Raw genomic sequence first — 15,533 nt, 5'->3', positions numbered from 1 at the left:
TCTGTTCTACATGTGGATGAAACCTATGCGCAAATAATCAAACGTTCAGACGGAAAATCTGGTCAATCGAACGCCTATAATTGGGTGTTCCGAAGCGTGCCAAGTCAAGGGCCGATCATCGTTCTTTTTCAAAGCGCTTTATCGAGAAGCCGTTCTGTATTAGAAGACTTTACAGCTGGTTTTCAAGGAACTGTGATTTGTGATGGTTATTCTGCATACGGGAATCTACCTGACGTTACGTTCGCCAACTGTTGGGCGCATGTGCGACGCTATTGGCTGAAAGCTGAAAGCTGATAGCAAAAACGGCAAAATTGGCGTCGATTATTGTGATCAACTATATGATTTAGAACGCCAATTTAAGCATCTTTCACCAGGTAAACGCCGAAAAGCAAGGCAAAAACATTCAAAGCCGATTGTAGAGAAATTCTTAAAATGGGTGGATGAATCACCTTTCTTCGGAAAAAATGCCTTAGCCAAAGCTGCAGAATACACATTAAATCGTATCCACGGTTTAAAAGCTTTTCTGTTCGACGGTAGGATTGAAATCGATAATAATCCAGCTGAAAATGCGATTCGCCCAACTGTGATTGGTCGCAAGAACTGGCTTTTTTCTGTTAGTGAAGCCGGTGCTAAAGCGAATGCCATCTGTTTAAGTTTGGCTGAAACGGCAAAAGCAAACGGCATCGATTTCTATCAATACCTAGTGACGTTAATGACAGAATTGCCAAATTTACCGATTTTCATTTGCCCCAGGTCTTTATGATTTAACAGAATTACAGCGAGATGCCAATAAATTATTTGGCTATTCGGCAAAAGAAACATTAAATATTATGCAAAAGCTATATGAATCTCATAAAGTGCTGACATACCCTCGAACGGATTCACGTTATTTATCATCTGATATTGTAGGCACATTACCTGAGCGTCTAAAAGCATGTGGCATCGGCGAATACCGTACATTTACGAATAAAATTTTAACTAAGCCGATTAAAGCGAATAAATCATTTGTAGATGACAGTAAAGTATCCGATCACCATGCTATTATTCCAACTGAAGGCTATGTGAACTTATCTGCATTCAATGATAAAGAGCGTAAAATTTATGATTTAGTAGTAAAACGATTTTTAGCTGTATTATTCCCAGCACAAGAATATGAGCAATTAACAGTACAAGCTCAAATCGGTAATGAGAAATTTATTGCCAAAGGGAAAACAGTCACTATTGCTGGTTGGAAAGAAGTATATCAAAATCGTTTTGATGATGAAGAATCAACGGATGATGTCAAAGAGCAACTGCTTCCTCGTTTAGAACAAGGACAAGTGTTAAAAACAAAGTTAATTGCCCAAACATCTGGTCAAACAAAACCACCAGCACGTTTTACAGAAGCGACATTACTATCAGCTATGGAAAATCCTACGAAGTATATGGAAACGAACGACAAGAAACTTGTAGATACGTTGAAATCAACAGGCGGGTTAGGGACAGTTGCAACACGAGCAGATATTATTGAGAAGCTATTTAATTCATTCTTAATTGAAAAACGTGGCGGCAAAGAAATTTACATTACATCTAAAGGTCGTCAATTGCTTGACTTAGTGCCTGAAGAATTACGTTCTCCTGCGACAACAGCCGAGTGGGAACAAAAGCTTGAGCTAATTTCAAAAGGTAAGTTAAAAAAAGACGTGTTCATCAATGAAATGAAAATGCACACGAAAGAAATAGTCGCTGAAATTAAAGCAAGTGATAAAAAATATAAGCATGACAATATCTCAACAAAGTCCTGTCCTGATTGTGGCAAGCCAATGCTTGAAGTCAACGGTAAAAAAGGCAAAATGCTTGTCTGCCAAGACCGTGATTGTGGACATCGTAAAAACGTATCTCGCGTCACAAACGCACGATGCCCGCAGTGTAAGAAAAAGCTAGAACTACGTGGTGAAGGTGATGGCCAAATCTTTGTATGTAAATGTGGATATCGTGAGAAACTATCTGCTTTTGAAGCTCGCCGTAAAAAAGAAGGCGGTGGCAAAGTAGATAAGCGTAGCGTGCAGAAATACATGAAGCAGCAAGAAAAAGAAGCTGAACCTATTAATAATGCGTTTGCGGATTTGTTAAAAGGGATGAAGTTTGACGAATAGTTATAAATAATAAAACAGCGGGAGTGTTAAATAAATTAACATTCCCGCTTTTTCATTCGTTATAAACAGAAATTTCAGAAAATATGTTGAATTGTGAAAATATTTATGCTACTGTATGTAACATGAAAATGAAGTTTAAACTTCAAAAAATAAAATTAGAAGGACGTACTTCTATAATGGATAATCAAACAATTCAACAAGTCATTCAACATAAATACCAGGAGCTTTCGAAGAGTCAGCAAAAGGTAGCGATCTTTATCCTCAAAAATTTGCAGACTGTCGGTGTTCATTCAGCTGCATATGTGGGGGAGAAGGCAGGGGTAAGTGAAACGACGGTTATCCGCTTTTGCTACGCTATAGGATTATCGGGTTATGCTGAGTTGCAGCGGGAGATTACGATGCAGCTATTCAATGAAGGCAATGCTAGTAGCTTGCACAGTTATTTGCAATCAAAGCAGGCACTTTTTGAAACGCCACGTTTTTATGAAAAAACAATGGAAAAGGATGCATCGAGTATTTTAAATGTTGCTAAGAACATTAACGAGGCAGATTTTAATCGTGCTGCCATCCTGCTGCATACGAAGAAAAAAATCTATATTGTTGGGAATGGGTCCTCTCATTTAGCGGCACAATGGTTGTATTTTACGTTAAATATGTTACGTCCTAACGTAGCGCTTTTAGATTTTGAAACTAGTGAAATCATTAGAGCTTTACAAGAAATTGATGAGGACAGTGTAGTCATTATTTTGTCGTTCCATCGTTATTTTAAAGAACCGATTCAGTTGGCAGCTGAAATTCAAGAAAAACATTGTGAGATTATTGGTATTACGGATTCTAAAATTGCGCCTATCACGCAATATGCGACGATTACTTTTGTGAATGAACAACAGGAAATGTCTACGATTGATGCAATGCCTGCACTGATCTCATTTTTAAATACACTAATTGCAGGTATGACTGCACAAGATCACGACTATTATGAAAATCAACGCGTAAAATATGATGATTTCCAAAATAGCTTTTTAGCAAATCGATGGAGTTGAATAAAATGAACCAAGCTTTACAAAACTTACAGCCGAGATTGGCTGATATTTTTACACATCTTCATGAGCATCCGGAAATTAGCTGGCAGGAGAAGAAGACAACGCAATACATCGCCAATTTATTGAAGGAGGCACAGATGGAGCCTCAGTTGTTCGAGGATATGACGGGACTGTATGTAGATATCGGGGAAGGGATACCGAGAGTCGGATTTCGTACGGATATTGATGCATTATGGCAGGAAGTAGATGGTGAATTTAAGGCCAATCATTCTTGTGGTCATGATGGTCACATGACGATGGCTATTGGGACGGCACTAGTGTTAAAGGATATGGAGCATTTACTTCCCGGCGCTGTACGTATTCTTTTCCAGCCTGCTGAAGAGAAGGCACAGGGAGCTCGCGCATTCGTTGAGAAGGGGCTTATTGATCATCTAAAATACTTATTTGGTGTTCATGTTCGTCCATTAAAAGAATTACAGGACGGAACGTATGCCCCAGCATTGTACCATGGTGCGGCAAAGCTTTTTACTGGGACCATTATTGGAGAAGAGGCACATGGCGCACGACCTGAACTTGGCATTAATGCTATTGAGGTAGGGGCAGCGATTGTAGAAGGTTTACAAAAAATTTGGACGGACCCCACTGTCTCAGCGTCAGTTAAAATGACGCAATTTAATGCAGGAGGTACTGCTACAAATATTATTCCTGGGAAAGCAACATTTAGTATTGATGCACGAGCACAAACAAATGAAGTAATGCAAGCTATCACAGATGGTATTGAACGTGTAAAGGCATCGGTAGAAGCGATGTATGGTGCGAAAATTTCCTTACATGTTGATGCATTTATTGTTGCAGCGTTAGTGAATGATGAGGCATTACAACATATGAATTCGGCTATTGTTGACACAGTCGGTGAAAAAGCATGCGCTTCACCAGTCGTCACTCCTGGAGGAGAAGATTTCCATTTTTATACGTATGAGCGTCCGAATCTGAAAGCAACAATGCTTGGCTTAGGTTGTGGTGTAACACCAGGATTACATCATCCGAAAATGACCTTTAATCGAGAGCGGCTTATTACAGGTGTGAACATTATTACGAGAGCTATTTTAAGAGCTTTATAGACCCTAAGTTAGGCCGTTAATATGGGATAAAGTATAGAAAGAAGTGATAGCAATGATTGACGTAAGGGAAATAAAGACAATCGAACAGCTGGAGCAAGTTCAACAATTGGAATATGACGTTTGGAGCATGCCTTCTATTCCCATTCATCAAACTTTAACGGCTGTGAAAAATGGCGGTATCGTTGTTGGTGCCTTTGATGGTGATCAATTAGTTGGCTTTAGCTATGGCTTTTCGGGATTTCGAGAGGGCAAAAGTTACCTATGCTCCCATATGTTAGGGATAGATGAAAATTACCGCTCCAAAGGAATAGGTGAACAATTAAAATATGCCCAGCAAGCTATTGCTATTGAGCGGGGTTACGATTTAATGGTGTGGACCTTTGATCCGCTGGAAACACGAAATGGTTTTCTCAATCTGTCCAAATTAAAGGGTATTTGTTATACGTATATAGAAAACTGCTACGGTGAAATGCAGGATGGCTTAAATAAGGGATTACCTTCAGATCGTTTTGAGGTGTGCTGGTATATAACCTCTGATTACGTAAGTAAAAATGTTTCAATAGATACAACGGATGCCATACCAGTGGCAAGCTGTGTACTAAATGAACAAGGATTTCCACACTTGAATATAACTGAAAATTTAAAATATAACAAAGATTTATATACACTACCTGTGCCAAAGGATTTTCAAGCATTGAAGCTGCAAGATCCAACATTAGCATTGGACTGGCGCTTCAAAACGAGATATATATTACAACGATTATTTGCACAAGGTTATGCGGCAGTTCAATTGCAACAGCAAGAACATTACAACGAGTATGTTCTCGTAAAATTAGAAACTTTAGGTCTGGAAGGAGCAAACGAATATGAAGATTGCAGAAATTACCATTAGACATTTAAAAATGAAATTAAAAGAACCATTTACAACTAGTTTTGGCACATTTGATGATAAAGACTTTTTAGTTTTAGAGGCAAAAGATGAAGCAGGAACAGTCGGTTGGGGAGAATCTGTAGCGTTCCATTCACCTTGGTACAACGAGGAAACATTGCAAACGAACTGGCATATGCTAGAGGATTTTTTAATTCCTCTTATTTTAAATAAAGAGCTTCAGCATCCGGATGAGGTCAATGAGCTATTTAAACCGATTCGCAAAAATAATATGGCGAAATCAACGATTGAAGGTGCTATTTGGGATATTTATGCTCAACAGACGAATCAATCACTTGCAGCTGCACTCGGTGGCAAAAAGGGCAACATTGAAGTAGGAATCAGTATTGGTATTCAAAAATCAATCGAGGACTTAGTAGCGTTAGTAGATGGTTTTGTTAAAGAAGGCTATAAACGAATGAAAATCAAAATCAAGCCAGGTTGGGATGTAGAAGTCATGCGTACATTACGTGAAGCGTTCCCTGATGTGGCATTTATGGCGGATGCAAATTCAGCTTATCGTCTCGAAGATGCTGAAACGCTCAAGCAGCTAGATGCTTTTAATTTAACGATGATCGAGCAACCATTGGCGTCAGATGACATCATTGACCACGCAGCATTACAAAAATTAATTGATACGCCAATTTGCTTGGATGAAAGTATCCATTCGTTAGAGGATGCACGTAAAGCTGTTGAGTTAGGCAGTACTAAAATTATTAACATTAAAATTGGACGTGTTGGTGGCTTAACAGAAGCAAAGAACATACATGATTATTGTGAAGCAAATAACATTCCGGTCTGGTGTGGAGGCATGCTTGAGTCTGGTATTGGTCGTGCACATAACGTGGCATTAACTACATTATCGAATTTTATTTTACCTGGAGATACTGCAGGTTCAAGTCGTTATTGGGAAAAGGATATTATCGACCCAGAAGTTGTGGTGAAGGACGGTTATATTGAAGTTCCCCACAAAGCGGGTATCGGCTATGAAGTGAACAGGGAGACAATCGATTTATTCACAGTAGCGCAGAAAACATATAAATAGCGTGACCTGAGTAGTACAAGAAGTATATCTCGTTAGGAAGCCTATGAATATAATTGATTAGATAAGCAGGTGTTCTATGAAAAAAAGTTGGCAGATAGGTGGCGCGTTTGTAGGATTAATCGTTGGTGCTGGCTTTGCATCAGGACAAGAAATTATGCAATACTTTACGAGCTTTGGTCTTTACGGTATAGCAGGAGGAATTGTCGCAACAATTGCATTTGCCTTTTTAGGGATGAGTCTAGCGCAATTAGGAGCGGATTCACAAACGACATCCCATAAAGATGTTATATATCAAATTGGTGGACGTTATGTTGGGGTACTATTAGATATTGTCATTACATTCTTCTTATTTGGTGTTGCGGTTGTTATGTTTGCTGGATCGGGGTCAACATTCGAGCAAATGTTTAGTATAAATCCGATGATTGGCAGTATTTTTATGGTAATCATTACGATTTTAACATTGCTATTAAATGTAAAAAATATTATTAATATAATAGCTTTAGTGACACCATATTTAATGGGAATCGTTTTTATTATTTTAATTTACTCCATTTTCACAATGGACTTAACCATTGCAGAACAGAATGTGTTAGCGAAAGGGCAAACATCTGCGGCTTCAAATTGGATACTTGGGGCTCTGCTTTATGTATCTTATAACATAGCTGCTGGTACTGCGATGTTAATTGTTATGGGGGGAACAGTAAAAGAGCGTAATATTGCTGGTTTAGGCGGTCTTCTTGGGGGGGGAATGCTCGGTGTCTTAATCATACTAATTAATATCGCTATGTTCGTTAAAATGGACGTAGTTAGTGGGGCTGCAATGCCGACATTAGAGCTAGCAAAACAAATTCATCCTGTAGTGGGTATCTTAATGTCCATTGCTTTATTAGGCATGATGTACAATACAGCTGTAGGGATGCTTTATGCATTTACAGTACGTTTTATAGCGCCTGATCATCAATATTTTAAATTGGGTATTGTGGTGATTGGCTTAATAGGCTTTGTCGCGAGTTTAGTAGGGTTCACGACATTAGTTGGCAAGGTTTATTCAACAATGGGGTATTTAGGTTTTGCATTAATCATTGCGATTATCATCTCGTGGCTACGTAAAATACCAAAATCTTTATAAATTGTTTTTGAGATTCTCTAGCGTTATTGTACAGCGCTAGGGAATTTTTTTAGGATATTAGTAATGAGAACAAGGTTGAATTCATACAGTAAGTGTATGTTTGTTCACTTGTGCCGAACTGCGAAATTCTGCTTTATGTAGAATAAATTCTCGTAATTATAAATAAAATCTATCTTGAAGCTGGACACTAATTTTTGCGAATGCTATATTAATGGTGTCATAGTTTTTTTATAATTAAGAAAAATCAGGTTTCGTCATCGAGAGATGGTATGGCATTTTGCTAAAATATATGCCATATGCGTAAGTTGATTGGAGTGGAGGCTGGGCGACTCCTTGGGGATCAGCGAAAGAGGAACGAAGGCTAAAACCATCACATCCTGTGATAACGCCTTCGTGACCAACATCGTGTTGGCCCGAGACCCTGGAGCGAGCAGCGTGAGTGAAGCGGCTCATCGGACGCCCCCCAGGAAAGCGCCCAGCCGGAACGGAAATCAACCCATGCTATGGCGATGACCCAAAACTTTTTCTAATTATAAGGAGTGATGGAGTAAAGAGTTATAAGAAGGATGATAGATGCCTATGGTAAAGAAAACATTAAAACAACGCATTGTTGACGCTTCTGTAGTGCTATTTCAGGAAGATGGCTATCGCAATGTCACTGTTGATCGCATTGTTGAATATATTGGTGCATCAAAGGGTGGATTTTATCATAATTTTAAATCGAAAGATGAATTGTTGTATGAAATTCACGATGTATTTATTTCATATGTTATTAAACAGTCACAGGAGGCATATGACAAATACGATACACCAATTACACGTTTATGTGCAATGCTGCAAACACTGACACAAGTATTTGATATGTACCAAGCACATATTACTGTTTTTTATGAGGAAAGTCGTTCATTACCAGAGGAATATAGTGAAATTATTCATAAAAAACGTGATCAATATCGGGATATTTTACAAAAAGTCATAGCGGAAGGCCAGCAAACAAAGGATTTTCGTACGGAACTACCTTGTACTATCGTAACGATGGCTATTGTTGGGATGATTAACTGGACATATAAATGGTTTAAGCAATCAGGTCCATTAACAATGGAGGAAATTACAGAAGTATTTACGGATATGGTATTGCGTGCGATTGTCACTGAACAAGCAATGGAAGAAGCCGTTCAATTTATGGTAAAGGGGTAGCCAGTAGCAAAAACTGGTTTTATTAATAATTAATACAAACCGACTAGTCGGTATTAACTTATTTCAACGGGTGTCCAAATACCCGTTGAAATAAAGGAACTCAGTCTAAGAACGCCACGTCCTGTGGCAATTTATCTGTGCGAAAGCGCAGCGACAGCAACACACGACTGAGTGACCAACATCATGCCGCTGACGCTGCGTTAGCACTACGCTTTCGCGCAAAAAACATCTGTTGGCCCAAAGCCTCCGGCGGATGTCACGGAATCGGAAAGGAGTTCTTAGGGGATGTTAGCCTAAAATCATCGCATTCATGCGATAACGGCTAACTGACCTGCATCGTGCAGGCCTAGGCACAAAGCCGATTCCGGACGCAATTATGCCGAGGCATAATTGATTTTTGGCAACTGACATCTGAACGAAATCTGCTATGGCACATTAAACATTAGGGGGACTGGGAATGAACTTTGAACTAACGAAAGAGCAAGCGATGATTCGAGACATGGTGCGTGATTTTGCTGAAAATGAAATTAAACCGTATGCTCGTGAGGTTGACGAGACATCGACGATGAGAATAGAGAGTTTTAAAAAGATGGCAGAGCTAGGCTTATTAGGTATCCCATTTCCTGAAGAGTACGGCGGTTCAGGCGGAGATACGGTTTCCTATGCACTTGCTGTTGAAGAAATCGGTCGTGCGTGTGGCGGCACAGGATTAAGCTATGCAGCAGCAGTTAGCTTAGGTGCTTCACCTATTTACAATTTCGGCACAGAGGAGCAAAAGCAGGAATGGCTTGTTCCGTTAGCGAAGGGGGAAACATTAGGTTCGTTTGGTTTAACAGAGCCTAATGCAGGTTCAGATGCAGGTGGGACACGTACAACAGCCGTAATTGATGGTGATGATTACATCATTAATGGTGAAAAATGCTGGATCACAAATGCTGGCCATTCACGTCAAATTATTGTGACAGCAGTGACAGGTAAACGTGAAGATGGTAAAAAAATTATCTCAGCTATCATTGTACCGACTAATACTCCTGGCGTAACGATCAACTGCAATTACGACAAAATGGGCGTACGTGGCTCTAATACGTGTGAGATTATTTTGCAAAACGTTCGTGTACCAAAGGCTAATCTTTTAGGGGATGAAAAACGAGGATTTAGTCAATTTTTAAATACTTTAGACGGCGGGCGTATTTCTATAGCAGCATTATCTGTAGGAATTGCACAGGCAGCTTATGAGAAAGCATTAAAATACGCAAAAGAACGTGAACAATTTGGTGCACCAATATCAAAACTTCAGGCAATACAATTTAAATTAGCCGATATGGCAATGGAGATAGAGCTTGCACGTACGTTAGTACATAAGGCGGCATGGCTTAAAGATCAAAAGAAACCGTTCGGGAAGGAAGCGGCAATGGCAAAATTATTTGCTTCTGAAATGGGCTTCCGCACTTGTAATCAAGCCATTCAAATTCACGGCGGTTCAGGATATATGAAAGAATACGACGTAGAGCGTCATCTGCGTGACATTAAGTTAATGGAAATCGGTGAAGGAACGTCTGAAATTCAACGTCTCGTTATTTCTCGTCTAATTGGCTGTTAATTTGGCTGTTAATTATCTTAAATGGCATAAATAAGGAGGATTTTCATGGCAGAACTTGTGTATCAAACTATTGGTCAATTGCTAGATGAACAATCTGAAAAGTATCCACAGCGGGAAGCACTAGTGTATGCAGACAGGGATTTACGTATGACCTACGAGGAGCTCAATCGGCAAAGTCGTTTAGTAGCTAAAGGGTTGATGGCTCTTGGAATAGAGAAGGGCGAGCATATTGCAGTATGGACGACCAATGTCCCGGAATGGGTACAGCTGCAATTTGGTACAGGTAAAATGGGTGCTCCTATCGTAACTGTCAACACTAATTATCGTTCAAGCGAGTTGGAATATTTATTGAAGCAATCCGATGCAAAAACGATTATTTTAATTGAAAATTATCGAGACCATTCTTTTCTGAATACACTGCAAGAGTTATGTCCAGAGCTTGAACATTGTGAACCAGGTAATTTGCAATCAAAGCGACTACCTTTATTGAAAAATGTTATTTTAATTGGCGAGACAAAATACCCTGGAGTGCTAAACTGGTCTGATGTTTTATCTGCTGCAGAGCAAATAACAGAGGAGCAATTAGATCAAAGACAGCAAGAGCTTCATTATGATGATGTTATTAATATTCAATATACTTCGGGAACAACAGGTTTTCCGAAAGGTGTTATGTTAACGCATTATAACTTAGTCAATAATGCGATTAATATTGCAGAATGTATGCGTTTAACTTATGAAGATCGCTTGTGCATCCCTGTCCCATTCTTCCATTGCTTTGGCTGTGTAATTGGAACATTAGCAATTACAACTAGTGGCGGGACGATGGTGCCAGTACAGGAATTTTCAGCTGCCGAGGTGTTACAAACGGTTGAAAAAGAAAAGTGTACCGCGTTACATGGCGTACCAACGATGTTCATTAGTGAACTGAATTTACCGAATTTTGAGTCTTTTGATCTATCAACGTTGCGTACTGGAGTAATGGCTGGCTCTAACTGTCCTATTGAGGTGATGAAGGCCGTTATCGACAAAATAGGGATGAAGGATATTACGATTTGTTACGGGCAAACAGAATCCTCACCTGTTATTACACAAACGAGAGCAGATGACCCGCTAATGTTAAAGGTTGAAACAGTTGGCCGCGCATTGCCAAATCTAGAAGTTAAAATTGTCATTCCTGGTACCAACGAAGAAGCTGCGCCGAATGAGCAAGGGGAGCTATGTACGAGAGGCTATCATGTCATGAAAGGTTACTATAAAAACCCAGAAGAAACGCTTCTTGCAATTGATGAGGCTGGTTGGCTGCATACCGGGGATTTGGCAACGATGGATGAGGCGGGTTATGTACGTGTAACAGGGCGTTTAAAAGATATGATTATTCGTGGTGGTGAAAATGTGTCTCCTCGAGAAATTGAAGAATTCCTTTACACACACCAAAAAATTGCAGATGTACAAGTTGCAGGTGTTCCTGATCCTGTTTATGGAGAGGAAGCGGCAGCTTGGATCATTTTGCGAGAAGGAGAGCAGGCAACAGAGGAAGAGATTCGGGATTATTGTCGGGATAAAATCTCTAGACATAAAATACCACGGCATATTTTCTTTATCGACGACTATCCGATGACTGCATCAGGAAAAGTCCAAAAATATAGATTGCGAGAGAGTTTTGGTGCAACAGTGAAGTAAAAAGGGGGCCGGTGTTATGTTCAAGAAGATTTTAATTGCAAATCGTGGAGAGATAGCAAGGCGTGTTATAAGAACATGCAAACGACTAAATGTTCAAACAGTTGCGGTATATTCCGAGGCTGACGCTGAAAGCTTACATGTTAAGGAAGCGGATGAGGCGTTCTGTATCGGAAAACCACCTGTTGCACAAAGCTATTTAAATATTGATCGTATTCTTGAGGTGGCGAAGGAAAGCGGTGCTGACGCTGTTCATCCAGGCTATGGTTTATTATCAGAAAACGCTGAGTTTGCTAAACGTTGTACAGAGGCGGGCTTAGTTTTTATTGGGCCAAGTGCGGACGTGATTGCTTCGATGGGTAGTAAATTAGAAGCCCGAAAAACAATGAAGGCAGCAGGTGTACCAATAGTTGAAGGCGTAGAGGCACCGGTGAAAGATGTAACAGAAGCTATAGAAATTGCTTCCCATCTAGGCTATCCAATTATGTTAAAAGCCTCTGCTGGCGGTGGGGGTATCGGAATGCAACTCGTTGAAAATGCAGAGGAATTGGCAAAAGCCTTTGAAGGAAATCAAAAGCGTGCACAGTCATTCTTTGGTGATGGCACGATGTATATGGAACGATTTATTGCTAATCCTCATCACGTTGAGGTACAAATTATTGCGGACCATGATGGCAATGTCGTACCACTATTTGAACGTGAGTGCTCGATTCAACGCAGAAATCAAAAAGTAGTTGAGGAGGCACCATCTCCTTTCATTTCTGAAGAAACAAGAAAAAGTATGCTAGATGCGTCAGTCAAGGCAGTTCAGCATATTGGCTATGTGAATGCTGGAACGATTGAGTATTTAGTAGATGCAGCGCAAAACTTTTATTTCTTAGAGATGAATACTCGTCTACAGGTGGAGCATCCAGTGACAGAGGAAATTACAAAGCTGGATCTTGTAGAGGAGCAATTAAAGATTGCAGCTAAACAACCATTAGCATTTACTCGCGATAGCATACAAAGAAAAGGGCATGCGATTGAAGTACGTATCTACGCCGAAAATCCTTCGACCTTTTTCCCTTCTCCAGGCACAATCACGGCTTTTGAATTACCTACAGGTGAAGGTATTCGTCATGAATGCGGAGTAGAGGCTGGTACTACGGTAACACCTTTTTACGATCCAATGATTAGCAAATTAGTAGTGTGGGGAGAAACACGAGCAATTGCATGTGAAAGACTTATTGAGGCACTTAAAGCGTATAAAGTAGAAGGAATTCAAACAAATATTCCGATGCTGTTAAAAACAGTCACACATGAACAATTTTTAAAGGGCTATACAACAACTAAATTTGTAGATGAATATTATCTACCTCAATTAGCGGAAACGAAGTGAATTAAAGCATTCGCACTTAAACAATTAGTGCGAATGCGTTATCCGTACATTCATACATTCATACATTCATACATTTGGAGGGATTTACAATGGCAACAGTTAAAGCGAGCATGGCAGGAACAGTATGGAAGATCGTTGTAGCAGAGGGCGAGAAAGTAACAGCAGGACAAGATGTGGCAATTTTAGAGTCGATGAAAATGGAGATTCCTATTGCAGCAGAAGAAGATGGCGTAGTAACAAAAATCATTGCGAACGAAGGGGATTTCATTAACGTTGATGATGATATTTTAGAAATCGAATAAGGAGGCTTCTTTATGCAGCTACCAAAGCATGTAACGTTAAAGGAAGTAGGTCCTCGTGACGGTTTGCAAAATGAGAAAATGCATCTTGCAACTGCCGATAAAGTACAGCTAGTGAATTTACTTAGCCAAACTGGATTGAATTATATCGAGGTAACTTCTTTTGTGCATCCGAAGTGGATTCCACAGCTGGCAGATGCAGTGGAGGTACTTCAAGCCATTAAACGCCAAAAAGATATAACGTATGCGGCACTCGTACCGAACATGCGTGGATTAGAACGTGCATTGCAGGTTGAAGTAGATGAAGTGAGCATTTTTATGTCGGCAAGTGAAAGCCACAATCAAAGCAATATAAATAAAGCAATTAATGAAACATTCCCGATATTAGAGGAAGTAGTTGTAGGGGCAAAGGCAGCGCATAAAAATGTCCGAGGTTATATCTCAACGGTGATTGGGTGTCCATATGAAGGCTACATACAACCAGAAAAGGTTTTGCGAGTAACAGAAAAATTATTAGAAATGGGTGTCGATGAAATTTCGCTTGGTGACACGATTGGTGTTGGTGTACCGACACAGGTGGAAAGTCTTTTAGAAGAATTGTTAAAAAGATACCCTGTGGAAAATTTTGCGATGCATTTTCATGATACACGTGGCACAGCACTAGCGAATATTGTTAAATCTTTAGAAATGGGAATTACCAAGTTTGATAGCGCACTTGGTGGGCTTGGAGGCTGTCCATATGCCAAAGGAGCATCAGGTAATGTAGCCACAGAGGATTTATTGTATTTATTAGATGGAATGGGTATTAACACGGGTGTAGAACTGAATAAAGTGCTAGAGGCGGCGCTATTTATTGAACAGAAACTAGGGAAAGCAGTTGCCTCTAAACAAATGGCAATTGCCCGTAATGAAAGGAGTGCAAGTCAATTATGACGCAACTCGTTCGCTTTGAATTATTAGATGGTTGCATTGGGCTTATCACACTTTCCAGACCTGAAGCTGCGAATGCAATGTCTGTACAATTACTCCAAGAACTGAGCACGACACTCGACAACATAAATGGTGATCCGGCAGTGCGAGTCGTCTTACTAACAGGGGCAGGGGAAAAAGCTTTTTGCGCAGGAGCAGATTTAAAAGAGCGTAAAGGGATGCCAGACCGACAAGTAAAGCAGATTGTGCAATTAATCGGGGCAACAGTAGCGAAAGTAGAAGCACTCGCTCAACCAGTTATCGCCGTATTAAATGGTGTTGCTTTTGGTGGCGGGCTCGAACTAGCGTTAGCCTGTGATTTACGTCTTGCAGCTGCACATGCAAAGATAGGCCTTACAGAGACATCTCTCGGCATCATCCCAGGGGCAGGAGGCACACAACGACTTCCGCGACTAATTGGCATTGGAAAAGCGAAGGAATTAATTTATACAGCACGTCGATTAAATGCAGAGGAAGCAAGAAGCTACGGTATTGTAGAGTATGTTCATGAGGGACATGAAGTACTTGAAAAGGCTCAGCAGCTTGCGTTCGAAATGGCAAAAAATGCTCCGCTTTCTTTAGTACAGGCAAAAATCGCAATGAATCAAGGTGTTGAAGTAGATTTAGCTACTGGTTTAAAAATCGAATCACTTGCATATAATGCTCTGATTCCTACAGAAGATCGATTAGAGGGCTTACTAGCTTTCCAGGAAAAGCGAACACCGCAATATGTAGGGAAATAAATGGAGGCATTTAACCAAAAGGCAAAGGCATGCCTAAATCAAAAGTTGAAGATAATCTATGCCAAGACTAAAAGTTGATTGGAGTGGAGGCTGGGCGACTCCTCGGGGATCAACAATAGAGGAACGAAGGCTAAAACCATCACGTCCTGTGATAACGCCTTCGTGATCAACATTGTGCTGTTGCTGTCGCTACGCTTTCGCACAGACAAAACACGTTGCTGCCGCTACGTTAGCACTACGCTTTCGCGCAAAAAACATCTGTTGGCCCG

12 protein-coding genes and 2 pseudogenes are annotated in these 15,533 nt (G+C 40.2%); all 14 read left to right on the top strand.

The annotated features are described in order from the left end of the window. A pseudogene (gene tnpC / locus ACQKOF_RS08415) lies at positions 1–763 on the top strand (IS66 family transposase); the annotation flags it as partial. Next, positions 741–2,135 (top strand): annotated as a pseudogene (locus tag ACQKOF_RS08410) (DNA topoisomerase); the annotation flags it as partial. The pseudogenes tnpC and ACQKOF_RS08410, both read left to right, overlap by 23 nt. Before the next feature lie 176 nt (positions 2,136–2,311). Next, the gene (locus ACQKOF_RS08405) at positions 2,312–3,178 is read left to right on the top strand and encodes a MurR/RpiR family transcriptional regulator (RefSeq protein WP_427555398.1); all 867 of its coding nucleotides are present in this window, start codon (positions 2,312–2,314) and stop codon (positions 3,176–3,178) included. Between the two features lie 5 nt (positions 3,179–3,183). Further along, positions 3,184–4,299: a M20 peptidase aminoacylase family protein gene (locus ACQKOF_RS08400; protein ID WP_427555396.1), complete on the top strand. Its 1,116-nt coding sequence runs from the start codon at positions 3,184–3,186 to the stop codon at positions 4,297–4,299. Positions 4,300–4,351: 52 nt separating this feature from the next. Continuing rightward, positions 4,352–5,191 carry a GNAT family N-acetyltransferase gene (locus tag ACQKOF_RS08395; protein ID WP_427555394.1) on the top strand — a complete coding sequence of 280 codons (840 nt, stop codon included), beginning with the start codon at positions 4,352–4,354 and terminating at the stop codon, positions 5,189–5,191. After that, entirely contained in the window at positions 5,166–6,272 is a 1,107-nt protein-coding gene (menC, locus tag ACQKOF_RS08390; RefSeq protein WP_427555391.1) for an o-succinylbenzoate synthase, read from the top strand. The genes ACQKOF_RS08395 and menC overlap by 26 nt, the downstream gene beginning before the upstream one ends. Before the next feature lie 76 nt (positions 6,273–6,348). After that, a complete protein-coding gene (locus ACQKOF_RS08385) occupies positions 6,349–7,401 on the top strand; it encodes a YkvI family membrane protein (RefSeq protein ID WP_427555389.1) in 1,053 nt (350 codons plus the stop codon). 579 nt (positions 7,402–7,980) lie between these two features. Further along, on the top strand, positions 7,981–8,598 hold the full coding sequence (locus tag ACQKOF_RS08380) for a TetR/AcrR family transcriptional regulator (protein ID WP_427555409.1): 618 nt from the start codon (positions 7,981–7,983) through the stop codon (positions 8,596–8,598). Between the two features lie 457 nt (positions 8,599–9,055). Further along, positions 9,056–10,198 carry an acyl-CoA dehydrogenase gene (locus tag ACQKOF_RS08375; protein WP_427555386.1) on the top strand — a complete coding sequence of 381 codons (1,143 nt, stop codon included), beginning with the start codon at positions 9,056–9,058 and terminating at the stop codon, positions 10,196–10,198. A 45-nt stretch (positions 10,199–10,243) separates the two neighbouring features. Continuing rightward, a complete protein-coding gene (locus tag ACQKOF_RS08370; protein WP_427555384.1) occupies positions 10,244–11,878 on the top strand; it encodes an AMP-binding protein in 1,635 nt (544 codons plus the stop codon). 16 nt (positions 11,879–11,894) lie between these two features. Next, a complete protein-coding gene (locus ACQKOF_RS08365) occupies positions 11,895–13,253 on the top strand; it encodes an acetyl-CoA carboxylase biotin carboxylase subunit (protein WP_427555382.1) in 1,359 nt (452 codons plus the stop codon). A gap of 89 nt (positions 13,254–13,342) precedes the next feature. Then, positions 13,343–13,555, top strand: coding sequence for an acetyl-CoA carboxylase biotin carboxyl carrier protein subunit (locus tag ACQKOF_RS08360; protein WP_031418413.1), 213 nt, complete (start codon positions 13,343–13,345; stop codon positions 13,553–13,555). Between the two features lie 12 nt (positions 13,556–13,567). Continuing rightward, positions 13,568–14,485 (top strand): hydroxymethylglutaryl-CoA lyase, encoded by a 918-nt coding sequence (locus tag ACQKOF_RS08355; RefSeq protein ID WP_427555379.1) that lies wholly within the window; start codon positions 13,568–13,570, stop codon positions 14,483–14,485. Beyond that, positions 14,482–15,264 (top strand): enoyl-CoA hydratase, encoded by a 783-nt coding sequence (locus ACQKOF_RS08350; RefSeq protein WP_427555377.1) that lies wholly within the window; start codon positions 14,482–14,484, stop codon positions 15,262–15,264. The genes ACQKOF_RS08355 and ACQKOF_RS08350 overlap by 4 nt, the downstream gene beginning before the upstream one ends. Positions 15,265–15,533 lie beyond the last annotated feature (269 nt).

Origin of the sequence: Lysinibacillus sp. NPDC093190 (assembly GCF_050280425.1) — a bacterium.
In the GTDB taxonomy this organism is placed as follows: Bacteria; Bacillota; Bacilli; order Bacillales_A; family Planococcaceae; genus Lysinibacillus.
The sequence above is the reverse complement of the archived record's forward strand: the minus strand, read 5'-3'. Positions and strand labels throughout refer to the sequence as shown.